The following is a 24,675-nucleotide window of genomic DNA, read 5'->3' on the forward strand; positions in this document are numbered from 1 at the left end:
TGACAACTGACTATGGACTATTGATCTAAAGCGTGATTTCTGTCGTATGAGGAGACGCACAAAAAAAGTTAGAAAATATCTACTTATTGTGATATAGTCAATATATTGCTTTGTTAAGCTAACTCAGCTACTACTAATTGATGTGTTGCGGCGAAACTCCAAACACCTTGTCTAAGAGTAAATAGCACCACTGAGAGTAGAGCAATTAGCCGGGATGTAGCGCAGCTTGGTAGCGCGCCTGCTTTGGGAGCAGGATGCCGCAGGTTCAAATCCTGTCATCCCGATTTTGATCTGAAAATCTATCAGTTTAACTCAGGAGTAACCTGGTTTAGGGGAAATGGCGAAAAGCTTGGCTTCTTGAAAGCTTTGGTGTAAAGCCGCTTCAGCACTAGAAACTGGGGACTCTTGATGGGAAAATTGTGCCAAAATATGTCTGGCTGTAATAGCAAAGAGCGATAATTTTTCCTTTGTCTGAAAAAACGCCCATTACCTCATTTATGGGTAGATCCAAGTTCCTCCTTCTGTTATACCCACTGTAGAATCATTACTATAACTATGGTTTTTTTAATATCCAATAAAAAAAATAAATAGTTAAGTGGGAGTTTTCTTTAGTAAATAGCTGTGCTGTTAAATTAGATATTTTTTCGGAGTAATTTAATTTGCCTTTCTGGTCTTCAGCTACTGTGCAAGCTACTATAGACAAATTTGTTCCCTAGCAGCTAATGATTGGTAACCTCAATTTTATATACAGTTACTTAAATTTGGGCAGATATTAAACTCAAGGCAATTGGAACGATTCACTATATAATGGCGTCATTTATAGGTGGGTAAAGACAATCAAATGGTATTTAGCGCTGAAATAATTTGAGCAATTTTTCGCTACTGGATAGCGTCATATTAGAAGCATCTAGTGCATTTTGTAGTGCAGAGCAAGAATAGCCAGATCAACATTGAGAAAAATACCAGTTCAACACTCTCAATGGCCAAAGCGATACTATAGCAATCCTAAATGAAGAGTGAATATGACTTCTTGAGGTTGTCTATGCACATTCAATAGCCACCACGAATTTTTCACATTTTTAAGGGATTGCTATATAACTAAAACAAGTTGGTGCTGTGTAAACCCAACTATTTGTCTGAGTGAATAGAATTGTTGACACGAGGAGTAGTTATGAAATCATTGGTTCGCTGGGGCGCAACATTAGGTTTAGTTGGTAGTACTCTGCTGGGGACAGTATTTGCTGGTAATCTGCCAGTGCTGGCATTGTCAGAACAGCAAATCAAAGAAAAATTAGACTCAGTGCCAGTATATCTAGTTACAAATGAAAAAGGACTACCACTTAGTCGTCCGCTGCCCGAAAATCAAAATGGGCAAAAACCTGGTGGCTCAGTGACAGGAGTTTATCTCAGTCGGCAAGAAGCCCAGAAATTTATCAACGATCTGCGGAGTACCCAAGGAAAAGACCCGAAAATCCAAGAAATTGTTAAAAGTCTGCAAGTAACAGCAGTTCCTTTGGGAGTTATTTATCAGCAATTGCAACAAACGAAAAATCAGCCCAACCGCCTTTTATTTGCTTTTAAGCCTGTAGATCAGGAAATACAAGGGGCGATGGACTTGCTGCGTCAAAGCGGTCAAAAAGTAGATCAGTTTAAGAGTGTGCCAGTGTTTGCGGTGAGATTTGCCCCAGATCAAGGATATGTACCAATTAAACTGTCCTCTGACAATCAGCAATTAATTCCTTTGTTTTTAAGTAGGCAAGATGCACAGGGTTTGTTAAACCAAGTCAAGGCTAAATATCCCAAAGCGGATATTCAGGTAATAGATGTAGACGGAGTGATTAAAACATTGCAGGATAAAAATGATCCTTGGCTGAATCAAGTTGTTTTAGTGCCATCCCCAGAGTCTAGAGAATATATTAAGACATTGCCTAGGGATAATAATGCGCCTAAACCCAATCAGAACAATGCACAACCTCAAAAGCCCAAACCACGTTAAGGCATGGCGGATACACAGCCAAGAGTAGTTTCTGGTTTAGAACTTTGGCAGTGGCGTTGTCAGGCAATTCAAGCTGCGATCGCCACAGATGTTTCGGTAGCAGAAGTCGATTGGCTGCTACAAGAGGTAGCAGGTTTAGATCGCTTGGTACTGCGTTTAGAATCTTTCAAAAACTGGCAAGAGATTCAACTAAAGTTGCCTTTAAAAGATTTAGAAAAGTTGTGGCAAAGGCGGTTACACGATCGCCTACCAGTACAGTACATCGCGGGAGTTACACCTTGGCGACAGTTTAAAATCGCTGTATCGAACGCAGTTTTGATTCCCAGACCTGAAACAGAATCCTTGATTGATTTAGCTGTAGCATCTGCTTTAAATGAAGCCATCCCACCTTTACAACAAGGTCATTGGGTGGATTTGGGTACTGGAAGTGGAGCGATCGCTCTGGGGCTAGCAAATGTCTTTCCAGAAGCTACCATTCACGCCGTAGATTACAGTTTTGAAGCTTTGGCGATCGCAGCGGCAAATGCCCAAAATTTGGGTTTTGCCGACCGGATTCAATTTTATCAAGGTTCCTGGTGGGAGCCACTGACACCCCTGAAAGGCCAGTTTAGTGGTATTGTATCAAATCCGCCTTACATCCCCACCAGCACCTTACCTACCCTACAACCAGAAGTAATTCGTCATGAACCACATTTAGCTTTAGATGGTGGTGCTGATGGTTTAGATTGCATTCGCCATCTTATAGCAACCTCCGCTGATTATTTGCGTCCTGGTGGTGTGTGGTTGATCGAGATGATGGCAGGACAAGCGGATACAGTGCGGGAACTTTTACAAAATCAAGGTAGCTATAGCAACATTCAAATTTACTCGGATTTAGCGGGAATTGAACGCTTCGCCTTGGCTTATATCAATCCTAGATAATTTGTGAAAATGCGCTCCTTCCAGATCCCTGAATTCGTTGGGAAGCCGGGGAGCTAATTTTTTAAGGATGAGAGTTGAGTTACTCATTGAGTAACTTCAACCGCCTCTGATGCGATCGCCCTACTTTGATTTTCTATCTCATAAGAGACAATTGCTTTCACCTTATCCTTTCCGACATAGCCATTTTTGTTAGTCAACTGAAAAGCTAACTCAGAATTTTCTAAAGGTTTTAACTCAATTACCTGGGGTGTTTGTGTAAAATCTTGTAATTGACCATCTGAGGAATTGCGAATTTCAATTTTTGTAATGGTTACAGTTACAGGAGTTTCTTGGGGATTTTCCAGACGAATCAAAACTGAAGCAAAACCAATATTTCGTTGGGGATCAATAGGAACGCCCAAAGGTGGTAACTTTTGTTCTTTAGCAATTAGAGTTACTTTTTTCAGTAAATTAGTATTATTAGCCACGATCAATGTAGGTGAAGAATCGGGTTGATTATTAGCATAGGTTGAAGAAACTCCACAGCCAGTTGTTGTTTCCACTAACATTAATAAAGCCAGAATATTTACAAGTTGAATTTTCATATTGAAACAATCTAAATTCTGCTCTGTAGTAAGGACTTTAGTCCTTATTTTCAGGACTGAAGTCCTGACTACGAACTTAAAATAATATGCCAGTTGCGTAAATCCTGAGAATAATCTGGTACAGACGATAATATAAGCCCATACCAGAAATTTCGGGGAAAATTATCCCACATTTAGATTAAGTATCTGACCATGCTATTTGAGCCTTAATATTAACCAATTGCTCCCAGGTTAAATCCTCGTGTGTATTTCCCCAAGGATTTCGTAAATGGAACTGGCCAGTTGTGGCATTATAAGATGTAATAGCAAGGGCGTGGCCACCATCACCCCAAGCATGTCCAACTGTTAATATTTGACTGGAATTGACTAAGCTAATTAACTGAGTTTTAGTTATACCACTGACATCGTTCCAAGATGAGCTTAAACCAGTAACCTGTTCGATTACATAAGTCATAAATCCACCTTCAATAGAACTGTAAGCATTAGTAGTGTCAGCCGGGCGACTCCAACCTGACTCTCCCAATTGGGCATAGGCTTTTTCCGCCAGGGCTACCCACAATTCGTTGGTTGAATCATTGTAGAACTGATCGTGACTAGCATAGACTAAATACCCATAGTCATCCTCCCAATAGTTATCGTTAGTAGGTAAGTAGTTATCAACTGTGACGTAATTTGCCACACCATTATTGAAAAAGCGCACAGTGTAGGTATTGTCTCCATTGTCGATAAACATATTTTGGATGTAAGAAGGCTTTTCGAGGGCAATAGAGGATAGGGTTGCCAGATAATAGCAAGTCCCCGCAGTTCCTTGCCTAATATCTTCTGCACTGATGCCATTTTGGAATAAAGACCCGCTAACGGCTCGATAAGTTTTACCGCTAGTGCTTGTACCCTCATTCCCTCTAGCAATATCTCCTTTTGCCAGTAGGTCGGGGCGATCGCTTCCTAAGAACCATTTGCCAATGAGTTTTTCCATTTGGGTGTCACTACTACCTGCATAAAGATTGCCTAAAGCTGTGCGGGTAGTTGTACCGCCTGTCCACCACTGGTTCGCTGGATTTCCGTTAACCACGTAACCCGAAAGTGCTTGAACATAATCTTGCATGGTAAACCGACTTGCATTACTAACAATGCGGCGGAGATCAGTCAGTTCCTTGGCATCAATCACAGCCCCATCTTTAGCATTACGCAACAAAGCAATCATGTCATTGCGGCTCAAATTCCCATCAGATGCAAGGCTACGAGTCAAATCAATTAGTCCCGCATCTTGGAGATTGTCACTATACCAATCTGCACCCCCATCAGATCCTTTAATCGTAATTGTTTGATAGGCAAGATTGTTGTTTTCATTACCTTCGGTAATTTTCTTATCACCATCAGCTTGAGCAAATAGATAGTAAGTCCCGGAAATCAGAGTACTGCCAAGAGCCACAGAAGCAGATTCTGTACTGGTAATTCCAACTGCTAAAGAATTAACAGCATCTGAGCCTAAATAGATATCGGCAGTATCGAAAGTCGTATTTTTGGAAAGATAGAATCGCGTAGAACTACCACCCGCAATAACTGTTCCTTGATTCTTAATTTTGTAAGTGAAATTGAAATTAGTTCCAGCTATACCAGAAGTGGCTGTGATACTACTAATTATTAGATCTGCCTTAGTAGTTGCCGTAATGGTAATAGCTTGATAATCAAGGTTGTTATTTTCATTACTTTCAATAATAGTGTTTCCACTATCAGCTTTAGCAATGAGATAGTAATTCCCTGATTTGATAGTGCTTGCCAGAGCTAAGGAAGCAGATTCTGTACTGATAATTCCAACTGCTAAAGAATTGACGGTATCAGAGCCTAAGTAAATATCGGCACTATCTAAAGCCGTATCTGTAGAAAGGTAAAATCCAGTTTTGCTGTTATTCGCCGTTGCACTGCCTTCATTCTTAATCTTGTAAGAGAAATTGAGACTACTACCAGATGTGCCTGATATAGCTGAAATGCTGTTGATTACAAGGTCTGGTTTGGTATTTGCACCGATGGTAATGGCTTTGTAAGCAATGTTGTTCTTTTCATTACTCTCCACTACATCATCCCAGTCATCAGCTGCGGCAAACAGATAGTAAGTCCCTGATTTGAGACTACTATCCAGATACACAGAAGTAGATCTATTACTAGCAACTCCGGCTGATAAAGAATTTACATGGTCGTAATCTAAATAGATATCAGAACTATCTAACTTTGTATCTGTAGAGAGATAGAATGCCGTGTAGCTATCACCAGCACTAGCTGTGCCTTGATTCTTGATGTTGTAACTGAATTTAAGATCACTGCCAGGTTGTCCAGAAGTGGCTGAGATACTGGTGATAACTAGGTCTTGTTTAGGCGAAGCAATGGTAATCGCTTTATAAGCGAGGTTGTTAGATTCATTGGTTTCTGCAACATAGTTCCAGCCATCGGCTTGAGCAAACAGATAGTAAGTCCCGGCGGTGAAACTGCTGTCAAGGTAGACAGAGGCGTATTCTGTTCTTGTGGTGCCGGCGGCTAAGGAACTCACATAGTCGTAATTTAAATAGATATCAGAACTATCTAACTTCGTATCTTTGGAAAGGTAGAATGCTGTGTAGTTATAATCTGCGCTACCTGTGCCCTTATTCTTAATGTTGTAACTGAAGTTGAGATCGCTGCCGACAGTTCCAGAAGTGGCTGAAATGCTGCTAATAGCTAGATCTGGTTTGTAAATGGTAATCGCTTTATAAACGAGGTTATTCGATTCATTGGTTTCTGCAACATAATCCCAGCCATCGGCTTGAGCAAACAGATAGTAAGTTCCGGCGGTGAGACTACCGTCAAGGTAAACAGAGGCATATTCTGTACTTGTGGTGCCGGGGGCTAAGGAACTCACATAGTCGTAATCTAAATAGATATCAGAACTATCTAAGGTCGTATCTTTGGAGATATAGAATGCACTGTAGTTATAACCAGCACCACCCGTGCCTTGATTCTTAATGTTGTAACTGAAGTTGAGATAACTGCCAGTGGTTCCAGAGGTGGCTGAGATGGTGCTAATAGCTAGATCTGGTTTGTAAATGGTAATCGCTTTATAAACGAGGTTGTTAGATTCATTACTTTCAAGGACATCATTCCAGTCATCAGCACCAGCAAACAGATAGTAAGTTCCGGGAATGAGACTGCCATCAAGGTAGACAGAAGTGAATTCTGTACTAGTGCTGCTGGGGGCTAAGGAACTCACATAGTCGTAACTTAAATAGGTATCAGAACTATCTAACTTCGTATCTTTGGAAAGGTAGAATGCTGTATTACTAGCAGCAGCAGTACCTGTGCCTTGATTTTTGATGTTGTAACTGAAGTTGAGATAATTGCCAGCGGTTCCCGAAGTGGCTGAGATGCTGGTAATAACTAGGTCTGGTTTAGTAATTGTAATGTATCCAGCGATCGCATTGTTGCTTTCATTGCTTTCGGCAACATAGTCATAGCCATCGGCTTCATACACTAGATAATAGCTACCTATGGCAACACTACCGTCGATGGTGAGTGTGGTTGACTCTGACCTGTAGTAACCATCTAAGATGCTATCAACATAGTCATAGCCCAAGAATATATCGTCACTTCCTATATAGAGATCCTTGGACAGATAAAACTTGGTGTAGCTAGAACCAGCACTAGCATTGCCTTGGTTTTCAACTTGATAGCTGACTTGAATGCTACTCCCAGCAGCGGCAGAACTGGGAGCTGTAACGGTATTTTGTACTATTAAGTCTGGTAGAAAGGCAGCAGCAAGGTTCGCTTGAGTACTAAGGCTGTTATTTCCATTACTAAAAGCGCTACCTGTGAGGGAATCTACAACACCATTGTTTCCCGCTTTCAGAGAAGCTGCTGGGGTTTGGTTACTAACAAATTTACTATTAGATAGTTCCCCAATAGAAGTAGCTTGATAATAACTGTTGATTACTGGCTCAATTTCTGGAACATCCAACCTCAGACTCAGAGAAGGCTCCTTTGTGGATATTTTGCTCTCAGGTAAAATTCCTAAATCTGATCGCCCCGGATCTAAATTGAGTAAGTCTCGATCGTTAATCCGATGAAAAGAATTGGCTTGTGGTAAAGTGTCAAACATGGTTTTTTCGGAGGTTATGACAGATAAAACTTTCAGCCACAGCACAGCACCAACAGTGTTTCTCCCTTGTTCAATTTGGAGAAAGTTCCTGTTGTCTAAAAATCTAATTTCATTTGTGAAAAGTTAGAGTAATCTCAACATTTATTGCCACATGTCAAGATTTCAGTATATTTTCTACCATGAAATTTAATTTCTATACTCATTACAGTAAATGTACCATGATACATTATGTATTACAAAGTCCCAGGAATTAATTTAATAATTAATTAATATAAATTCGGCAGCGATCGCATTAGTGGTTGAAAAATAACTTCAGTAGTGATCTAGATTCAGCAACAACACTAGTTTTGATAAATTTATATAATTATTAACAATTAGCAAAATGACGCAAGTTTTCCTCGCAGATTTAATAGTTGGCGCACGCGCTGGCTTGTTGGTAAGCTTTCCGACAGATACGGTTCCAGCACTTGCAGCTTTACCATCAAAGGCAGAATTAATTTTTGCGGCGAAACAACGCAGTCAGGATAAACCTTTGATATTAATGGGAGCAAGTGCAGAGGATTTATGGCCTTATGTCCAAGGTAGCGATGCCTGCGGCAACCCCTTCGGGGAACGCGAATTCAAAATTTGGCAAGAAATCACAGATAAATATTGGCCAGGAGGGTTGACGTTAGTTTTACCAGCATCAAATTTAGTGCCAAAAGTGATGAATCCTACCGATCCAACTACAATTGGGATTAGAGTCCCAGATAGTGCGATCGCTCGAAGTATTTTGTCGCAAACAGGGCCTTTAGCCACCACTAGCGCCAATGTTTCGGGACAACCACCCTTACAGACTATGGTAGAAATTGAGCAGCAATTTCCTGAGATTTTGACTTTAATACCTACAGAATTTCAGAGAGAGGTGGGCGCTGGGGGTGTACCTTCTACGGTTGCTAAATGGACGGGGATGAATTGGCAAATTTTGCGCCAAGGTGCTATTGAGTTAAATCTTTAGCTTTTGTTATTAAAACAACACACTAATTTTCATAAATTAGTGTGTTGCTGGAGTCGTTGATAAATCTAGAAGCTAATATTTAGTAAATAGACTTGTTGCATGAATCAAAATCCCTCACCCTAAATCCCTCGCTCTGTGGGTGAAGGACTTTGAAATTTGCGCCCCTTCTCCCACAATTGAAAGAAGGGATTGGGGGATGAGGGTAAATTTTACATTCGTGCAACAGTTTTAATATATGTACTTGTGTTAGATTGTGTTCTTTGAGATTAACAGTCACAATTCCAAATTTTCGGAAGATTTGCATTACAGACAGCACATAAAAATAATTCATCCTTGACTATGTTTAATTGACGACATACAGGACAGCGGCGAAAAATAAACTCAGTAGTAAAATTACCAGGATGAAGAATTGGAATTTTTTCAAGAGCCTTTTCTACTTGGAACCAAGATTCTGACTCTGGACAATAGCCTGTTGATTGATTTGTAATTTCTGCTACTTCAAAACCATGCTGATTACAGGTAAAAAATATCTCTCCCGCTGACAGTACTGATTCACCACCTGCACAGGCTATATGCTCAGAATGGCGATCTGCTACACGAAGGTAGCCTTCATTGTCAATTACAAAAGTGGCTGGAATCAGTCCCCAATTGTTTGGTTTCTGCATTGTTTGGTTTATCCAATTATGCAAATCATTTACTGAAAAAATCGGGATTCCAACCGGAGAAGCTGCAACAGAAAGCCGAATATCTTCAGCACCTACATATCTATATAATCTGCTCATTCTTTCCCCACGATCTCAACACTTTTAATCAACAATATGGTAATTATTGAATAATTAAAATTTTGTACAACTTAATTTTTTATATTATAAAAAATGAATAATTATATTACCTGTATAGAATGTGGACATTATCCTGTTAGTATTATATCTCTCTGCCCAAAATGTTCAAAAAATCCGTATGGGCACATTTGTAGATTTTGTAATGCTAAGGTAACAGATTCAGAAGCAATATTAAGTAAAGAAAATATTAGATCTCAATGTATGAGGTATGATTTTTATGGAGAATTACATAATGACGGTTACATCGAAGAGGTGAAAGTTTATCATTATCATCAAAGGTGTTTCAATGATATTAATACTATTGAATATATATGTCATAGCTGTTCTTCGCTGCATACAAAATTTAGTAATTCATGTTTGAATTGTGGTCAGATTTTTTCATATGAAATTTGTGATTTTTGCAGATTATTGGTTATTAAGGAATTAGCTGTAAAGGTAGAGATTGATTTATTAGATGAAATTAAATATTTTCATCCTATTTGTACTGGTAAAATAAGACGTAAATTAGAAGCGTTAGCAGATTATAAAGCTCGATTAGATGAAGAACGTAAACAAAAGGAAGTTGAAGAGTCAATCAAAAAACAACGTCGAGAGCAGAGAAAGTTACGTAATTTGATCTGGATTTTATACGGATTTTTTTTATAACCGTATTTTAAATTGCTCCACCAGCAATAATGTGGGATTTGGGATTTATGGGAGAATATTATCTAAAATCTAAAATCTGAAATTTGGTGAGTATTCTCTAGAAACAGTTCGCTGAAAGTAGCCCTAACTCTAACTGAGTTAAGGTTAATCCTATTTAGCTCGGAAAGTACTAGAGAAAGGTATAGTATATTTAATTACAGTCATTTGCCTGCATGAAAACAAAAAAATTTGCGATCGCGTCTAGAATGTAGAGTTTTGAGGATGCGATAGGGAATACTAAAATTGCTGCATTCTCAATATCTAGGTCTGAAGCACTCTAATACTTTAATAAGTAATCTGGGAATCAGGAACCTTATTTTGAGTCTTTGTGGTCAAAGAATCAAGCTGAATATTTGCTAAATATTATGCATTGGAGTAACTGGGTATATTTAGGAACAGGTATTGCACTAGGAATGAGTTTTCGGTGGTTATTTGCACGCTCTGACAAGACTATTCCTAGTTCATCCTTAATAGCAACAACAGAACCAAAATCTTCACCACAAGCGCCGCAACAGTTGCAGGAAATGCAGCTAGCATACGAAATGGCTAAGGAAATGAGCCAGTTTAAAGCGGGTTTTTTAGCGCGAACTACCCATGAATTGCGATCGCCTCTAAATGGTTTAATTGGTTTACATCAATTAATTTTGTCGGATTTGTGTGAAAATCCGGAGGAAGAACGGGAATTTATCACTCAAGCTCACGAACGCGCACTAAAACTGCTCAAGCTAATCGATGAAATTCTCAACGTTGCTAGAGTAGAACATGGCACTAATAAGTTAGATATTCAACCCGTATCACTAACTGAACTTTTGCAGGAAATTTATAAGTTAACTTATATGCTGGCGGCGAATCGCAACTTTTCTCTGCAGGTGTCGCCTCCAGAGGGTGAAATTTATGTTTTGGCAGATCCTCGCTGGCTACGCCAAATACTGCTAAATTTAGTAGACACCACCATTGTGCAGATGGAAGAAGGTAGTATCTCTATTTCTACTGGTTCTTCAGCTACGAGTAATTCTGCGTTCATTTGGCTGGATGTTCCAGTTCATGCTCTACCTTGGAGTGAGTCTATAGATTTCATCAAATCTATAGAGTTCATTCCGGTAGAAGATAAAGCTGTTTCAACTAACAAAGAAAATCTTCATCTTTCACCAGGAATGAAGCTTTTACTCAATCAAACTTTGTTGGATGTGATGGGAGGAAAGCTTGAAATTTTACCACCCACTACCGAGGTAGGCAATGAACAGTTTACCAAATTACAAATTACTATCCCCCTCGTGATTCCTGAAGCTGAATTTCCCCAGACGCAAGAGATTCCAGGTTAGGTTGGTTGTGTAGCACCATAGTAGTAGTTGGATTACACTGAAAACCAATTTTTTCATAGAATCCCTGTTGATGAGTAGTCATTAGGTAAACACGCTCAACCCGCCTCATGCGAGGATGGCTTAAAATTGTTTCGACTAATTTGCTGCCTAAGCCCCTGCCACGATATTCTGGATGAATCACTACATCCCAAATGGTAGCGCGATAGATGCCATCGGAAGTTGCTCTGGCAAAGCCAACGAGTTTTTTTTCATCCCAAAGAGAAATTACCGGATCGCTGTTGGTAATGGCTATCTTCAAATCTTCAATACTACGTTCTTTTGCCCAAAAAGCGGAGAGATTAAATAGTTGTTGTAATTGGTCAAGATCAATAAGAGACTTGCGATCGCTAAATTGAATTTGAGGATAGTTCATGTACAAGACCCAAGGTTAGCAGTATTTTTACCACTTTTAACCCTTATTTTTACAGATTTTGCTACAGTCCATCGGGAATTTTTTGTGTAATTATGCTGTAGCGATCGCCCAAATGTTCGGTCTACTGGGTTTGGGTATTGAACCAAGATTTGGAGAATTTTCCCATAGCTATTCTGAAAACCTTGATCCTGTGTAGGTTAAAAAAATCCGACAACGAATTTTTAAAAGCCATCCCGCGTTGCGTACTAGCTATGTACAGCTAAGTAGGTCAACCTTAAAAAAGGTAAAATAAATCCTTTGCGATTACTTCTCTACGAGACGCTACGCGAACGCTACACTACGTTCCGCTCGTAATGACATTTGACGTTTAATTAGTTTGAACTACTTAACAGGTAGACTTAACCTCTATTTCTACTTTAGTAATTTTCTGCTAAAAATGCGTTTATACATCTGGTTCTGATTCATCTTAATCAAGTATTTTTTAATCTTTAATTTTCCTGAGAGGCTGACAAACCCATTTCCACAAAGGATGACTAGGGCCTTGCTGGCGGATGCGAAAAACTTGCTTTTCTAAACGTTGCTTTTCCTGTTCTGGTAGCCCTAAAAGGATATTGCGACTTTGCCAAATTAAGACAGAAGTTGTCATTCCAATACAAAAGGCTAATCCCAAGGTAGACAGTGGATGGTAAAAAAGTCCATATCGCACTGCTACCCAAGTAAAGTATTGTTGCCATAAAGCAATTTCTGCTTGTAGGTTCCACAAGCAAACAGGCGCAATGGTAAGCCACAAGCAACCGACAAACAACCATCGACCGTAGACTGTCAGCTGATGTAGCTTTTGCACTTGTTGGGCAAAAGCTGGGTCAGAATTGTGAAAATTATCGCCATTAAGTGACGGTTGTTTCGATTGATCCATAGGGCGTAAAACTGCAAAATTCGGACTATACCAATTTTGGATTGAAGATTTGAGATTGAGAATTGGCAATATTGATGTTGAAAATATTTCACCAATTTGGAATCAGACAATCGCTCGCTATATGGTATTAGTAATTCAAAATGCTTTAACCCAAAGAGGAAAAATACATCAAATTAGCTCTACTGAGAACTAGCAGATGTATCAGTGGTTTTGGCGCTTGTTGCTACTAGGGATTGACCTGTACGTTCTCGCCACCAAGCTAATAGAGTGCTGGCGATGAAAATACTAGAATAAGCTCCCATTGTGAAGCCAATAATTAAGGCTAGGGCAAAATTTCTCAATGTTTCTCCACCAAACAAAAAGATTGCCAATAATGTCAGTAATACTGTTAAGGTTGTGTTGATTGACCGAGTTAAAGTTTGATTAACTGCATCATCGACAATTTCGGCAATTGGTCTTTCAGGGTTAGTTTTGATAGTTTCGCGAATGCGATCGTAAATTACGACTGTATCATTCACTGAGAAACCTGTAATCGTCAGTAGGGCGACGATAAATAAGCTATCAGCTTCAATACCTAGTACTAAACCCAAAATTGAGAAAGACCCTACGGTGATTAAGATATCGTGGAATAGAGCAACGATCGCAAAAATGGCATAGTCCCACTGAAAGCGGAAAGCCATGTAAATTGTGATTCCCACGAAGGATACAATTAAAGCGAGAATTCCAGACCGAAATAACTCTTGTCCTAAAGTCGGACCTACAGAGTCAATTTGGTTTTTTTGCGGATCAAATTCACCAATTTTTTCGCTTATGGTATTGCGTAACTTGGTGCGCTGATCGCCATCCAGGTTTTTGGTGCGAATTAAGATCCCGTTATCACCGACAAGCTGGATACTACTATCACCTAGACCTTGTTCTTTAGCTACATCTCGAACAGCGCCAATATCAATTGGTTTATCGCAGTTACCTGGTTTGGTACAGTCGCGTTCAAATTGTAAGCGCGTACCACCGATGAAATCCAAACTCGGACGTAGGGGTGCTTTGATAGTTGGGTTTTGCCAAGAAATCACCATTGAGATGATACCGCTGAGGATGAAGGCAGCGGAAATAGTCCACCATAGCGATCGCGATTTGTTAACAGCCAGTTTCATTGCGCCACCTCTGTCTTATTCGCAACGGGTACGTTAGGACAGTAAAGTTCTACCTTCCGCAAGGAGGAAATAGAAATTGCCAAAAACAATAATGTGCGGCTACAGGTAATTGCCGTAAACATACTGACTGCTACTCCTAAAGCTAGAGTTAGGGCAAAGCCTTTGACTAACCCAGAACCCAGCCAAAACAAGGCAGCACAAGCTATCCATGTTGTGACGTTACTGTCTAAAATACTGGAAAAGGCGCGGTAAAAACCAGATTCTACAGAACGATATAGTGATTTACCTGCTTTTAATTCTTCCCGCGTCCGCTCGAAAATTAACACATTGGCATCAACTGCCATACCGATACTGAGTATAAATCCGGCAATTCCCGGCAAAGTCAAAGTTACGCCCAGCAAAGCAAAGCAAGCCCAAGTCAACAGCGAGTAAATTACTAATGACACATCTGCAATTAATCCTGGTAGTCGATAGTACACTACCATAAATATTAATACTAAAGACAAACCACCAATACCAGCATAGATACTACTTTGAATGCTGTCTTTACCTAAAGTGGCTCCTACGGTGCGTCTTTCCGCGATTTCTACGGGTACGGGTAATGAACCACCGCGTAGCTGCACACCCAAATCATTGGCTTCTTGGGTTGTAAACCTACCTGTAATCACAGCCGAACCACCAGTAATTCCTGTGGCGGCAAATTCTGGCGGTACATTAGGGGCACTAATCAGTTCGTTGTCTAGAAAAATCCCAATACTGCGTCCAGTACCTGCAAGGTTTTTCGTCAGTTCGGCAAATAATTCACCACCCTTGGGGTTAAAGCGCAGCGCCACGTTCCAGTTGTTACCTTGGGTGGGTTCACCATAGGCATTTTGGAGATATTTACCTGTGAGTGGTGGGTTAGTACTTTCAAACAATTCGGCGATCGCCTGACTATTTTTCTGCAACTCTTCTTGATTTTTAGCGATCGCCGTACTGTCTTTGCTAGTTCTCAATTCCTTTTGCTTGGCTTTCAACTCGTTGCGCGATGCTTGAAAAGCAAACAATTGAGTTTCCGTACCGGGTTTTTGTTTCTGAAATTCTAGCTGTGCTGTACCTCCTAGCACCCTTTCTGCTTGTTCTGGATCGTTCACCCCTGGAAGTTGCACGAGGATTTTGTCTGTACCAACAGTTTGAATTACCGGTTCAGAAACCCCAAGCCCGTTAATCCGTCCCTCAACTACTTTCTTAACACCATCTAACTCTTTGTTGGTGATTTGCTTAATTTCTGCTGTAGGTTTCACCTGAATTGTTAGCTGTGAGCCTCCCCGCAAATCTAACCCCAAGGGTATGGGAATTGTGAAAATTACCGCAAAAGCGGCGATAATCAACACTACAATCAAAGCTAATAGCGATCGCTGTCTTTGCATACCATAACCATCTCTCGTAACTGACAAACGCTATAATAGCGTTCTTTTTCATCGTTATGAGTTATTGGTTATTAATGGGGCATTGGGTATTGGGCATGGGGCATGGGGCATTGGGCATTGGGCATGGGGCATTAGGCATTTCTTATTAATCTCCCTTGTCCCCCTTCCCTTGTCCCCTCTGCCGCCTCTGCCCCTCTGCCCAAGCGCCCTTAGTCCTAAACGCGCAGCGCTACCATTTTTTCTACGGCTTCGACAATTTGTTCTGGTTGAACAATTGTGAGGCGCTCTAAATTACCGTTGTAAGGTGTGGGAATATCTTGCGATGAAAGACGTAATACAGGCGCATCCAATTCATCAAATAAGCGATCGTTAATAGAAGCGATGACTTCTGCACCAATACCCGCTGTCCGCATAGCTTCTTCTACGACAATGACGCGGTGGGTTTTACGAATAGATGCACCAATGGTATCAAAATCTAATGGCTTTAGTGATATTAAATCGATGACTTCTGGGTCGTAACCTTGTTTTTCTAAAGTTTTCACGGCTTGCATGACATGATGGCGCATCCGTGAATAAGTCAGAATTGTCACATCTTTACCTTGACGTACAACTTCTGCTTTATCTAAAGGTAGTACGTATTCTTCTTCTGGCAAGTCTTCTTTTAAGTTGTAAAGCAGAACATGTTCAAAGAATAATACTGGGTTATCATCACGAATTGCCGCTTTTAGTAGACCTTTGGCGTTGTAAGGTGTAGAGCAAGCAACAATTTTTAACCCTGGAACTGCTTGGAAGTAAGTTTCTAAGCGTTGGGAATGTTCTGCACCGAGTTGTCTACCTACACCTCCAGGCCCCCGAATTACCATTGGAATTTTAAAATTCCCGCCGGAAGTATAACGCAGCATCCCCGCGTTGTTGGAGATTTGGTTAAAGGCCAGCAGCAAAAAACCCATGTTCATACCTTCGATGATCGGTCTTAAGCCAGTCATCGCAGCTCCTACTGCCATACCTGTAAAGCTATTTTCGGCGATCGGGGTGTCGAGAACTCTCAGGTCACCATACTTTTTGTAAAGGTCTCTGGTAACTTTGTAGGAACCGCCGTAGTGTCCTACGTCTTCACCCAGAACAAATACACTGGAATCACGCGCCATTTCTTCATCAATGGCTTCACGGAGGGCGTTAAAGAAAAGAGTTTCTGCCATTTAAACCTTTAATAAGACTGTTGTTTTAGAATCTTATCGCGCCGCCGTGGCAAATACCGTGAGCGATCGCACTAGTTAGAAGTTGGTTTTTTCACAAGTTACCACTTGGGGCGAAGAGTTACAAAGAGTTAAGCGCAAAAATCTTCTGCCTTTTCCTTGTCAGTTCTCCATTTCAATATTAGATCTAATACAGAATTAGCGCTTTATAATTAAAAAAGTCCGGTATTGCCCTAGAAAACCAATGGTCAGATCATTAACAAAGTGGACAGTTGAGGAATACCACCGCATGATCGAGACTGGGCTATTGGCAGGACGACAGGTAGAACTTCTAGATGGCAATATTATCGATATGGCTCCAGAATTGCCGATTCATCGTGCAACTTATCGGCGGGGAGTTAGGTATTTAGAATCAATGCTAGGCAATAGGGTGGTGATATTTTCCTCAGCCCCAATCCTCTTAGCCAGTAACGGCGAACCACAACCAGATATTTGTATTGCTGTCCCTCCTGAGTCCAGTTATGACGAACGCCATCCAGAACCTGCGGATATTTACTGGCTAATCGAGGTGTCTAATTCAACTATTAACTACGATTTAGAAGAAAAGGCATCTCTATATGCTCGCAATGGTATAGCAGAATATTGGGTGATAGATATTCCTAATTCTCAGTTATGGGTTCATCGTCAACCTGTTCACGGTCAGTATCAGTCTGTGTGGCAATTGCAATCGGGTTTGATCGCATCCCTAGCATTTCCTGATATAGATCTCGAAGTTGACAAATTTCTACACGAAGGAATGCAAATTTAAACCTGAATGGCACTAAGTTAAAGTTTAGACTGACACGGAAAGGGGAAGAAACGGTGAGAAGTCTGAGCGCCGGCTTCCGGCGTTAGCGTTAGCGCAGCGTTAGCGAGTCTTCGAGCGTCAGCGTTAGCGAGGTACGAGCGTCTGGCTTCTCCCAAGGGGAGACGCGCAAGGGACGCCAACGTTTTCTCCCAAAGGGAGACGCTACGCGAACGACGAACAGAACTTCGGGGGACGCGGAGATATTTTTGAATGAATTTTCCCAGTGTGTCTTTGTACCTGCGTCAGCTTATCTTCGTATGATTAGTCTGTGACATCCATTACCAAAGCTTGTGGAACAAGCTGATAGCCCATAGCATGTAGAATCGCGTTTACATTCTCAAAGAGTGGGTTTCCCTGCTCTGACAAGGCTTTTTGTAGTCCTTTCCGGCTAATTCCTGCTGCTTCTGCTGTTGCTGTAACTCCTTTGACACGACTAATCATACGCAATGCGGATAATAAAGCACCTGTATCATTGTCCTTTGCATATTCCTCAAAGGTAACAATTAGAAAACTGTCAATTTCCTCTGGATGTTCGCGATAGTATTCTTCTTCAACTTGGTCAAATGTTCTGTATTTACCCATGACTTAGATGCTCCTTCCAATACGCTTTCGCCGCTTCAATATCCTGTGTTTGGCTGCTTTTGTCGCCGCCACACAGCAAAAGCACAATGTTGTCACCCTCTTCCCCGAAATACACACGGTAGCCTGGATCGAAGAACATTCGTAATTCTGAAAGTCCTTCACCTATGGGTTCACAATCTCCGTAATTCCCCTGCTCTAGCCGTCTTAACCGGGCGCTGATCCTCTTACGCCCCTGAACATCACTTAAACTATTAAGCCAGTTTGTGAATGGTTCGTTTCCATCTGCATCCTGATAAACGGTTAAAGTTTTTGGTTTTACGGGTTTAGTCATATCGTTGATATCTTATCAGATGCGTACTGAGGTACGCAATCTCTTTTTTGATAAGCTTTTTAGTCTTAACTGAAACGTATTGGACTATAGCCAACGTAGCACCAGCCAAGTTTTTGCAGCGCGATCGCCTTTCGCCGGAGCAACTGTCAGCATGGGCTTGTGCGCAGGCGAATTAGCCTGAATCTCTTAGCAAACAATCAGCTACAAACTGGCGTATCAGTTACCTGAGTTACGGGATTATCAGGGAAGCGTTTAGGTCTTCCAGGTTTGCGTTTATGACGCTGATTAATTGACTTCTCACTAGCTGCTGCCAATTCTTCAGGTGTGCATTTAAATAGACGCAAAGCATCTAAATATTTTTTGGGTGTCATTGTCGGTTCTGTACGCCCAGCTTCCCAGTTGCGAACACTGGTTTCACTGATTGCAAGCCTGAAGGCAACTTCTGCACGGCTAAGCCCAGCACGTTCTCTCAGGACTTGCATATCCATATCTCATGCTCCCTTGAAAAAACTTAGATTGTATTTATTAAATCAATTGACATTAAATGTCAATTACAGAAATTTTATTAACTATCTTCTTTTATAAGCGATCGCCTCCCTCTCTGGCAAACCACACCACTTAATATTTATGTACTATTACGGGAGAAGATCGGCTCTGAGCATGGCTCAACTCGGTATTTATTCTAGTACTTTGCCACATTAATTTTGATGAATGAGTCATCAGCAGAAAGCTTGCTGGCAAATCCACTGAGTAAAGTAGGGCACGGCTTTAGTCAGATTACTCTACACACTAAGATATTTTCGGTGTCGTGCCGCTACGAATTGCTGCAATATTTTGTATTTTTCTAAATGTCGAGCTTATATTAAATAGGCTGGTTCTGTTTTGCAGCGACAGTTAAGTAAGTCGGTGGGAAAAAACAAAACTAAGATAAGAAAGGTAAACAAAGCTAGAATCCTCTTCCCTCCTGCCTCCTGCCTTGTCATAACCATAATTTTTAACACTGAGCTACTTAGCTGTAATTAAAATATTCAAGAGAATTGCTCTTTCTGGTGTATGCTGCCATTGTCCCAAACTCAATTTATCCAAAAGTGTTTCCTCTCCTTAGCGGCAGAGACATCAGTTGAGTTTGCAGTTCAAATGATGAGCCAAGCCAGCACCAGCTATGTCTTAGTTTTAGAGCAACAGCAAATCAAGGGTATTTTTACTGAGAAAGAGTTAGTCAAGGCGATCGCATCAGGGATAAACTTGAGTGTTGCGAGCCTATCAGATGTCATGGCTGTGGATGTCATTAGCATCCGAGAATCAGATTTAGGCGATTTATTTAGTATTGTCCGCTTTTTAAATCAACATCAAATCTCCTATCTGCCAGTTTTGGATGCACAAGAACAAATTTTAGGTGTGATTACATCTCAAAGTATTCAGCAAGCGTTACCACAGGAAATTGATTGTTGCGAGCAAGTGGTACAAACCCAAAAGCAGTCCCAGGCGCAGATAGATCAAATTCTCAGTAATACTTGTACCATTGTCAGCCGCATCAGACTGCGATCGCCTCAAGAATTTGAGTATGAATATATTTCTCCCAGTTGTCAGAATATTTTAGGTTATTCTCCAGAGCAATTTTTAGCAGATCCTACTCTTTGGAGTTCTCGGCTGTTACCAGAATACCAAGCTTTGTATTTTCAAAGTCTTCAGGATGCGATCGCTCTTCAGCAGCCAGTTAGTATTGAGTACAAATTACACCATAGAGATCAGTCAATTTGCTGGATTTTCGATACATTTAGTGCCGCATGGCAAGAAAAAAGCCAATCTTGGCTGGTGATGAGTGTAAAAACCGACATCACAGAGCGTAAACAAACAGAAGCAGCTTTACGCGAGAGTGAAGAACGATTACAGCTAGCATTAGAAGCCTCTGGAGATGGACTATGGGACTTAAATATTCCCAGCAAAGAAGTTTATCTCAGCCACCGCTGGTGTGAAATGCTCGGTTATGCTGCTGGCTCTCTAGGGAATGAGTTGAGTACTTGGGAGCAATTGATTCATCCAGAAGATCAAGCTTGGGTAATGGATGTTTTGCAGTCTCACCTCACAGATAGTTCTGTTCCCTACACTTTTCAATACCAAATGCAAACCAAATCCGGTGAATGGAAATGGATTGCTAACCACGGTAAAGTTGTCATCTGGGATGAAAATGGTCAACCATTACGCATGATCGGTATTCACCGAGATATTAATGATCGCAAACTAGCAGAACAAGCCCTACAACAACAACAAGCTTTTCTGCGGGCGATTGGCGATCGCATTCCCAATGGCTACATCTACCAGATGGTTCAAGAACGAGATGGTAGCAATCGCTTTTATTACATTAGTGCTGGCGTTGAACGGACGAATGGATTTAAAGCCGAAGCTGTCTTGGCTGATGCTAGTCTGCTGTTTAACAATGTAGTACCAGAAGATATCCCCTACTTGCTCACCAAGCAGCAGGAGTCTGTACAAACGATGTCAGTATTTGATGTCCAGCTGCGAGAGTATTCCCCAGAAGGAGACATCCATTGGGTGCGCCTCTGCTCAACTCCGCGCCGCCTAGACGATGGACGGATTTCTTGGGAGGGTATTCGACTTGACATTACTGAACTTAAACATACTGAAGAAACTTTACGTAAAAGCAAAGCTTTACTTACAGAAGCTCAGAAAGTTTCTCAGATTGGTAATTGGGAGTTAGATCTAGCAGGAGCCAGAACAATTACTTGGACGGAACAACTGTTTCAAGTATTGAATCGAGATCCAGCACTAGGGGAACCTACTTATGATGAACACCTGCAACTGTTTCACCCAGAAGATGGAGAAAACTTGCACAAAATAGTTGAACGTACAATTATTACTGGTGAATCCTACAAGGTGCTGCTGCGACTCAATACCCCGCCGGATGCTGCTCCTCGGTACATTGAAGGTATTGGCAATGCAGAATTTAATCTAGATGGACAGGTGATTCGTCTTTATGGAACAGCCCAGGATATTACAGAACGGTTCCTAGCAGAGAAAGCTTTACAAGAAAAAGAACAGTTTTTACGCAGTATTTATAACGGTGTAGAACAATGTATTTTTGTGGTGGATATTCTCGCAGATGATGACTTTCGCTTTACAGGGCTAAATCCTGTTGGGGAAAGGATAATAGGTAAGCCTTCTGTGGATATACAAGGTAAAACTCCAGAAGATTTGTTTCCTCCAGACATAGCATTATCAATTCGACAGCATTATCAAGCCTGTGTCGCAGCTAGAGAAACTATTACCTATGAAGAATGTTTGCAATTTCAAGGGAAAGATACTTGGTGGATCACTAGCTTGACTCCTTTGTGTAATGAAAATTCACGGGTTTATCGCCTGGTTGGTAGCAGCATAGAAATTAGCGATCGCAAACAATTAGAACTGGCTTTAAAAGCATCAGAAACGCGATTACAAAGCATACTCACCACAGCCAACGCCTCAATTGTCAGTTTTCGCGTTTGGAGCAATTCCGACTGGGAATATGAATATCAGTCTATTGGTAGCGAAATTCTGTTTGGCTATACCCCTGAGGAAATCATCTCTGACAAACACTTTTGGATGTCACAGGTATTTTCAGAGGATCGCGATACAGTTATTTATCCTTTATTTGGGGAAATTTTTGCCGAACGGACGACAACTGTGGAATACCGATTCCACCATAAAGACGGTTCTTTGCGTTGGATTTCCGGGACTTACACCTCCCATCGAGATGAAGCGGCTGATTGCTGGATTGTAACGGGAGTAAGTATTGATATAAGCGATCGCAAACAATTAGAACTAGCCCTACAAGCTTCGGAAAAACGACTCAAGAATATTCTTTCCACAGCTAGTGCTTCAATTTTTAGCTTTCGCGTCTCTGCTAATGAAGAATGGGAATATGAGTATCAATCTAAGGCTAGCGAAATCATTTTCGGTTATTCTGTCGAAGAAATTCTCGCTGACAAAATGCTTTGGCTCTCCAGAGTATTGCCAGAAGACCGAGACAAAGTGATGTATACTCGTTTTCTGCAAAGTATTACAGAAGGCACTTGTGCTGTAGAGTATCGATTCCGCCACAAAGATAATTCTCTGCGCTGGATTTCCACCACTTATTCTGCTTATCACGAAGCAGCGGATAATAGCTGGGTAGTCATTGGTGTCAGCATCGATATCAGCGATCTCAAGCGAGCAGAAGACGCTATGCGACAAAGCGAAACTTTATTTCGGACTCTCAGCGATTCTGCACCAATCGGCATTTTTAGAAGTGATGGACAAGGAACAAATATTTATACAAATCCCCGCTTTCAAGCAATTTGTGGCTTGAGTTTTGCCGAATCCTTAGGCGATCGCTGGATGCAATTTATTCATCCAGAAGATTTAGCGAAATTTTTGCCCCAATTACATGCATTAACCACAGCAAATCAAGAATTCTGCACGGAAGTGCGTTACATTTTACCTGATTCAACCTTGCGGTTTTGTCGGATTGCGATCGTTCCTATGATTTCTGACACAAATCAGCTAATGGGCTATGTTGGCACGATCGAAGATATTACTGAAAGTCGGGCAATTGAGAAAATGAAAAATGAATTTATCTCAATTGTCAGCCATGAATTACGCACCCCCTTAGCTTCTATTCGTGGTGCATTAGGATTGTTATCATCTGGAGTACTGCAAACCCAACCAGAAACCGCGCAACAAATGTTAGATATTGCTTACAGCGATACCGAACGTTTAGTACGCTTAGTCAATGATATTTTAGATTTAGAACACTTAGAATCAAATAAATTTACGTTAGTTAAGCAGTGGTGTGATACTGCGACAATCCTCCGCCAGTCTGTGGAAGCTGTGCAACCTCTAGCCACAGAAAATCAGATTACCTTAGAGATGTCACTCAGTTCTGCACAAATATGGGTAGACTCAGATCGAATTATGCAAACCCTAGTCAACTTAATTGGTAACGCCATCAAATTTTCACCAGCAAATAGCACAGTCACCTTGAGTGTAGAAGATTTGCGCGATCGCGTTTTATTTAAAATTCAAGACCAGGGTAGAGGAATTCCTGAGACTATGTTAGAAACTATTTTTGGGCGCTTTCAACAAGTTGATGCTAGTGATTCCCGCCAAAAAGGAGGAACAGGCTTAGGCTTAGCTATTTGTCGCGGTATTGTACAACAGCATGGTGGCAATATTTGGGCAGAAAGTACTGTAGGAGAAGGTAGTATTTTCTATTTTACAATTCCCAAATTAAGCGAAAGTTAATATAGCAAGAATCTATTTAACATCCCGACAGCCAAAATCCCAAATTTTTTGACTAATTCCACAAACCCACTTCTGCTTCTAAATATAAATAAAAAAGGATTGGTTGAATTAAATAAAACCGACTTTTTGCATCATCTTTGTCAAGATTTATCTGGGATTCCCGATTGCTTCGTATTAGCTTCAACTTCTCCCAAGCAACACTAATTCTGTCAACTGCCTGTGATTCACATATCTTGCCAGAATTGTATAACTTACAAATGTATGCCTTATGGCGAAAAAAAGCATGTAAATAAGCTTTGAAAATTGCATTTTCCACTTTTAGTTCTTCATCTTCATAGATACGATAATCAATCAAATTATCAGATTCCATAACTTTTATTTTATGACTTAATACTACTTGTTACATTGCTATCAAATTTCTCACTTCCAGCCTAAAAGACCTGCTACCTGTTCCGCCAGCTTTAAGGGATCAAAAGGTTTGTTAATCACACCGACAATTCCTAACTTCGCATATTGATCGTGCTTGGTAGGTTCAACTTTAGCAGTAATCAACATGACTGGAATACCCTGAGTTGTAGGATTATTTTTTAACTCTTGTAATACAGTGAATCCATCTAAATCGGGCATCATCACATCCAACAAAATGGCATTCAGCTTTTCAGTTTGGGCTTTGATTAACCCTTCTCTACCGGATTCAGCCTTCAGTACTGTCCAATCAGCTAAGTTTTCTAGACAAGCCTGAATTACTGTAGCTAGAGATTTTTCATCATCAATCAAAAGAATACGCTTTTTGGACATAGAAGAGTTGCCAATTTTGAATATCTAAATCCCATAAATATTTTTTGCTCAGTACACATGAAGATAAATATAGGATTCATATTTGATTTTTGAAATACACGTAGGTAAGGTTATGCCTTACGTATTATGGTTTTGTATGGCATAGCCCTACTTACATATACGTAATTTTTTGATAAATCAAATCGGATTCCTATACGTAATTTTTTTCACAAATCAAATCGGATTCCTATAGTCAGCCAAACTATTTCTTGATCTCTTGTTTCTGATTCTTTCCTAATTAG

The 24,675-nt window shown here is 40.7% G+C and carries 21 protein-coding genes and 1 tRNA gene; 9 read left to right on the forward strand and 13 right to left on the reverse strand.

Annotated features, from left to right (window positions below; genetic code table 11):
* Positions 1-210: 210 nt before the first annotated feature.
* The 3 genes from AACU32_RS31405 to prmC all read left to right on the forward strand — a co-directional run bounded on the left by AACU32_RS31405 (position 211) and on the right by prmC (position 2,917).
* A tRNA-Pro gene (locus tag AACU32_RS31405) sits at positions 211-284 on the forward strand.
* 887 nt (positions 285-1,171) lie between these two features.
* The gene (locus AACU32_RS31410; RefSeq protein WP_096605621.1) at positions 1,172-1,996 is read left to right on the forward strand and encodes a Tic22 family protein; all 825 of its coding nucleotides are present in this window, start codon (positions 1,172-1,174) and stop codon (positions 1,994-1,996) included.
* 3 nt (positions 1,997-1,999) lie between these two features.
* Entirely contained in the window at positions 2,000-2,917 is a 918-nt protein-coding gene (prmC, locus tag AACU32_RS31415) for a peptide chain release factor N(5)-glutamine methyltransferase (RefSeq protein ID WP_096605623.1), read from the forward strand.
* Between the two features lie 83 nt (positions 2,918-3,000).
* On the opposite strand, the gene AACU32_RS31420 is transcribed toward prmC, so the two are convergent.
* Together AACU32_RS31420 and AACU32_RS31425 are read right to left on the reverse strand one after the other, a co-directional pair.
* Positions 3,001-3,501, reverse strand: coding sequence for a hypothetical protein (locus AACU32_RS31420; RefSeq protein WP_096605625.1), 501 nt, complete (start codon positions 3,499-3,501; stop codon positions 3,001-3,003).
* Between the two features lie 178 nt (positions 3,502-3,679).
* Entirely contained in the window at positions 3,680-7,627 is a 3,948-nt protein-coding gene (locus AACU32_RS31425) for a CARDB domain-containing protein (protein ID WP_096605627.1), read from the reverse strand.
* 382 nt (positions 7,628-8,009) lie between these two features.
* On the opposite strand from AACU32_RS31425, the gene AACU32_RS31430 reads away from it, so the two are divergent.
* Entirely contained in the window at positions 8,010-8,624 is a 615-nt protein-coding gene (locus AACU32_RS31430) for an L-threonylcarbamoyladenylate synthase (protein WP_096605629.1), read from the forward strand.
* A gap of 266 nt (positions 8,625-8,890) precedes the next feature.
* Here the strand turns inward: AACU32_RS31430 and AACU32_RS31435 are convergent, their stop codons facing one another.
* On the reverse strand, positions 8,891-9,406 hold the full coding sequence (locus AACU32_RS31435) for a hypothetical protein (protein ID WP_096605631.1): 516 nt from the start codon (positions 9,404-9,406) through the stop codon (positions 8,891-8,893).
* Between the two features lie 93 nt (positions 9,407-9,499).
* On the opposite strand from AACU32_RS31435, the gene AACU32_RS31440 reads away from it, so the two are divergent.
* Both AACU32_RS31440 and AACU32_RS31445 read left to right on the forward strand, forming a co-directional pair.
* Positions 9,500-10,111 carry a hypothetical protein gene (locus tag AACU32_RS31440; RefSeq protein ID WP_339378416.1) on the forward strand — a complete coding sequence of 204 codons (612 nt, stop codon included), beginning with the start codon at positions 9,500-9,502 and terminating at the stop codon, positions 10,109-10,111.
* Between the two features lie 404 nt (positions 10,112-10,515).
* A complete protein-coding gene (locus AACU32_RS31445; protein ID WP_096605635.1) occupies positions 10,516-11,472 on the forward strand; it encodes a sensor histidine kinase in 957 nt (318 codons plus the stop codon).
* On the opposite strand, the gene AACU32_RS31450 is transcribed toward AACU32_RS31445, so the two are convergent.
* A complete protein-coding gene (locus tag AACU32_RS31450) occupies positions 11,414-11,884 on the reverse strand; it encodes a GNAT family N-acetyltransferase (protein ID WP_096605637.1) in 471 nt (156 codons plus the stop codon). The two genes, AACU32_RS31445 and AACU32_RS31450, sit on opposite strands and share 59 nt — an antisense overlap.
* A 58-nt stretch (positions 11,885-11,942) precedes the next feature.
* Between AACU32_RS31450 and AACU32_RS31455 the strand changes: the two genes are divergently transcribed.
* Positions 11,943-12,080 carry a hypothetical protein gene (locus tag AACU32_RS31455; RefSeq protein WP_339378417.1) on the forward strand — a complete coding sequence of 46 codons (138 nt, stop codon included), beginning with the start codon at positions 11,943-11,945 and terminating at the stop codon, positions 12,078-12,080.
* A 285-nt stretch (positions 12,081-12,365) separates the two neighbouring features.
* Here AACU32_RS31455 and AACU32_RS31460 read toward each other — a convergent pair whose 3' ends face one another.
* The 4 genes from AACU32_RS31460 to AACU32_RS31475 form a co-directional block, all read right to left on the reverse strand.
* Positions 12,366-12,800: a hypothetical protein gene (locus AACU32_RS31460; RefSeq protein WP_096608258.1), complete on the reverse strand. Its 435-nt coding sequence runs from the start codon at positions 12,798-12,800 to the stop codon at positions 12,366-12,368.
* Between the two features lie 179 nt (positions 12,801-12,979).
* Positions 12,980-13,951, reverse strand: coding sequence for a protein translocase subunit SecF (secF, locus tag AACU32_RS31465; protein WP_096605639.1), 972 nt, complete (start codon positions 13,949-13,951; stop codon positions 12,980-12,982).
* The gene (gene secD, locus AACU32_RS31470; protein ID WP_096605641.1) at positions 13,948-15,360 is read right to left on the reverse strand and encodes a protein translocase subunit SecD; all 1,413 of its coding nucleotides are present in this window, start codon (positions 15,358-15,360) and stop codon (positions 13,948-13,950) included. The genes secF and secD overlap by 4 nt, the downstream gene beginning before the upstream one ends.
* 215 nt (positions 15,361-15,575) lie before the next feature.
* Positions 15,576-16,559, reverse strand: coding sequence for an alpha-ketoacid dehydrogenase subunit beta (locus AACU32_RS31475; protein WP_096605643.1), 984 nt, complete (start codon positions 16,557-16,559; stop codon positions 15,576-15,578).
* 241 nt (positions 16,560-16,800) lie between these two features.
* Here AACU32_RS31475 and AACU32_RS31480 point away from each other — a divergent pair, with 241 nt between their 5' ends.
* On the forward strand, positions 16,801-17,364 hold the full coding sequence (locus AACU32_RS31480; RefSeq protein WP_096605645.1) for a Uma2 family endonuclease: 564 nt from the start codon (positions 16,801-16,803) through the stop codon (positions 17,362-17,364).
* Positions 17,365-17,664: 300 nt separating this feature from the next.
* On the opposite strand, the gene AACU32_RS31485 is transcribed toward AACU32_RS31480, so the two are convergent.
* The 3 genes from AACU32_RS31485 to AACU32_RS31495 all read right to left on the reverse strand — a co-directional run bounded on the left by AACU32_RS31485 (position 17,665) and on the right by AACU32_RS31495 (position 18,804).
* Positions 17,665-17,985, reverse strand: coding sequence for an addiction module antidote protein (locus tag AACU32_RS31485; protein WP_096605647.1), 321 nt, complete (start codon positions 17,983-17,985; stop codon positions 17,665-17,667).
* Positions 17,978-18,316: a type II toxin-antitoxin system RelE/ParE family toxin gene (locus tag AACU32_RS31490; protein WP_096605649.1), complete on the reverse strand. Its 339-nt coding sequence runs from the start codon at positions 18,314-18,316 to the stop codon at positions 17,978-17,980. The genes AACU32_RS31485 and AACU32_RS31490 overlap by 8 nt, the downstream gene beginning before the upstream one ends.
* Before the next feature lie 197 nt (positions 18,317-18,513).
* On the reverse strand, positions 18,514-18,804 hold the full coding sequence (locus AACU32_RS31495) for a helix-turn-helix domain-containing protein (protein WP_096605651.1): 291 nt from the start codon (positions 18,802-18,804) through the stop codon (positions 18,514-18,516).
* Positions 18,805-19,369: 565 nt separating this feature from the next.
* Here AACU32_RS31495 and AACU32_RS31500 point away from each other — a divergent pair.
* Complete coding sequence (locus AACU32_RS31500; protein WP_096605653.1) at positions 19,370-23,596, forward strand: PAS domain-containing protein; 4,227 nt, start codon at positions 19,370-19,372, stop codon at positions 23,594-23,596.
* A 52-nt stretch (positions 23,597-23,648) separates the two neighbouring features.
* Here the strand turns inward: AACU32_RS31500 and AACU32_RS31505 are convergent, their stop codons facing one another.
* Positions 23,649-23,966 (reverse strand): DUF7219 family protein, encoded by a 318-nt coding sequence (locus AACU32_RS31505; RefSeq protein ID WP_096605655.1) that lies wholly within the window; start codon positions 23,964-23,966, stop codon positions 23,649-23,651.
* 50 nt (positions 23,967-24,016) lie between these two features.
* The gene (locus tag AACU32_RS31510) at positions 24,017-24,394 is read right to left on the reverse strand and encodes a response regulator (protein ID WP_096605657.1); all 378 of its coding nucleotides are present in this window, start codon (positions 24,392-24,394) and stop codon (positions 24,017-24,019) included.
* Positions 24,395-24,675 lie beyond the last annotated feature (281 nt).

The sequence above is a fragment of the Calothrix sp. NIES-2100 genome, from assembly GCF_963875285.1.
GTDB lineage: Bacteria > Cyanobacteriota > Cyanobacteriia > Cyanobacteriales > Nostocaceae > Aulosira.

Excerpts from the sequence above, each read along its gene's own strand:
- AACU32_RS31410 (WP_096605621.1), top strand. The coding sequence starts at position 1,172 with ATGAAATCATTGGTTCGCTGGGGCGCAACATTAGGTTTAGTTGGTAGT.
- prmC (WP_096605623.1), top strand. The coding sequence starts at position 2,000 with ATGGCGGATACACAGCCAAGAGTAGTTTCTGGTTTAGAACTTTGGCAG.
- AACU32_RS31420 (WP_096605625.1), bottom strand. The coding sequence starts at position 3,501 with ATGAAAATTCAACTTGTAAATATTCTGGCTTTATTAATGTTAGTGGAA.
- AACU32_RS31425 (WP_096605627.1), bottom strand. The coding sequence starts at position 7,627 with ATGTTTGACACTTTACCACAAGCCAATTCTTTTCATCGGATTAACGAT.
- AACU32_RS31430 (WP_096605629.1), top strand. The coding sequence starts at position 8,010 with ATGACGCAAGTTTTCCTCGCAGATTTAATAGTTGGCGCACGCGCTGGC.
- AACU32_RS31435 (WP_096605631.1), bottom strand. The coding sequence starts at position 9,406 with ATGAGCAGATTATATAGATATGTAGGTGCTGAAGATATTCGGCTTTCT.
- AACU32_RS31440 (WP_339378416.1), top strand. The coding sequence starts at position 9,500 with ATGAATAATTATATTACCTGTATAGAATGTGGACATTATCCTGTTAGT.
- AACU32_RS31445 (WP_096605635.1), top strand. The coding sequence starts at position 10,516 with ATGCATTGGAGTAACTGGGTATATTTAGGAACAGGTATTGCACTAGGA.
- AACU32_RS31450 (WP_096605637.1), bottom strand. The coding sequence starts at position 11,884 with ATGAACTATCCTCAAATTCAATTTAGCGATCGCAAGTCTCTTATTGAT.
- AACU32_RS31460 (WP_096608258.1), bottom strand. The coding sequence starts at position 12,800 with ATGGATCAATCGAAACAACCGTCACTTAATGGCGATAATTTTCACAAT.
- secF (WP_096605639.1), bottom strand. The coding sequence starts at position 13,951 with ATGAAACTGGCTGTTAACAAATCGCGATCGCTATGGTGGACTATTTCC.
- secD (WP_096605641.1), bottom strand. The coding sequence starts at position 15,360 with ATGCAAAGACAGCGATCGCTATTAGCTTTGATTGTAGTGTTGATTATC.
- AACU32_RS31475 (WP_096605643.1), bottom strand. The coding sequence starts at position 16,559 with ATGGCAGAAACTCTTTTCTTTAACGCCCTCCGTGAAGCCATTGATGAA.
- AACU32_RS31480 (WP_096605645.1), top strand. The coding sequence starts at position 16,801 with ATGGTCAGATCATTAACAAAGTGGACAGTTGAGGAATACCACCGCATG.
- AACU32_RS31485 (WP_096605647.1), bottom strand. The coding sequence starts at position 17,985 with ATGGGTAAATACAGAACATTTGACCAAGTTGAAGAAGAATACTATCGC.
- AACU32_RS31490 (WP_096605649.1), bottom strand. The coding sequence starts at position 18,316 with ATGACTAAACCCGTAAAACCAAAAACTTTAACCGTTTATCAGGATGCA.
- AACU32_RS31495 (WP_096605651.1), bottom strand. The coding sequence starts at position 18,804 with ATGGATATGCAAGTCCTGAGAGAACGTGCTGGGCTTAGCCGTGCAGAA.
- AACU32_RS31500 (WP_096605653.1), top strand. The coding sequence starts at position 19,370 with ATGCTGCCATTGTCCCAAACTCAATTTATCCAAAAGTGTTTCCTCTCC.
- AACU32_RS31505 (WP_096605655.1), bottom strand. The coding sequence starts at position 23,966 with ATGGAATCTGATAATTTGATTGATTATCGTATCTATGAAGATGAAGAA.
- AACU32_RS31510 (WP_096605657.1), bottom strand. The coding sequence starts at position 24,394 with ATGTCCAAAAAGCGTATTCTTTTGATTGATGATGAAAAATCTCTAGCT.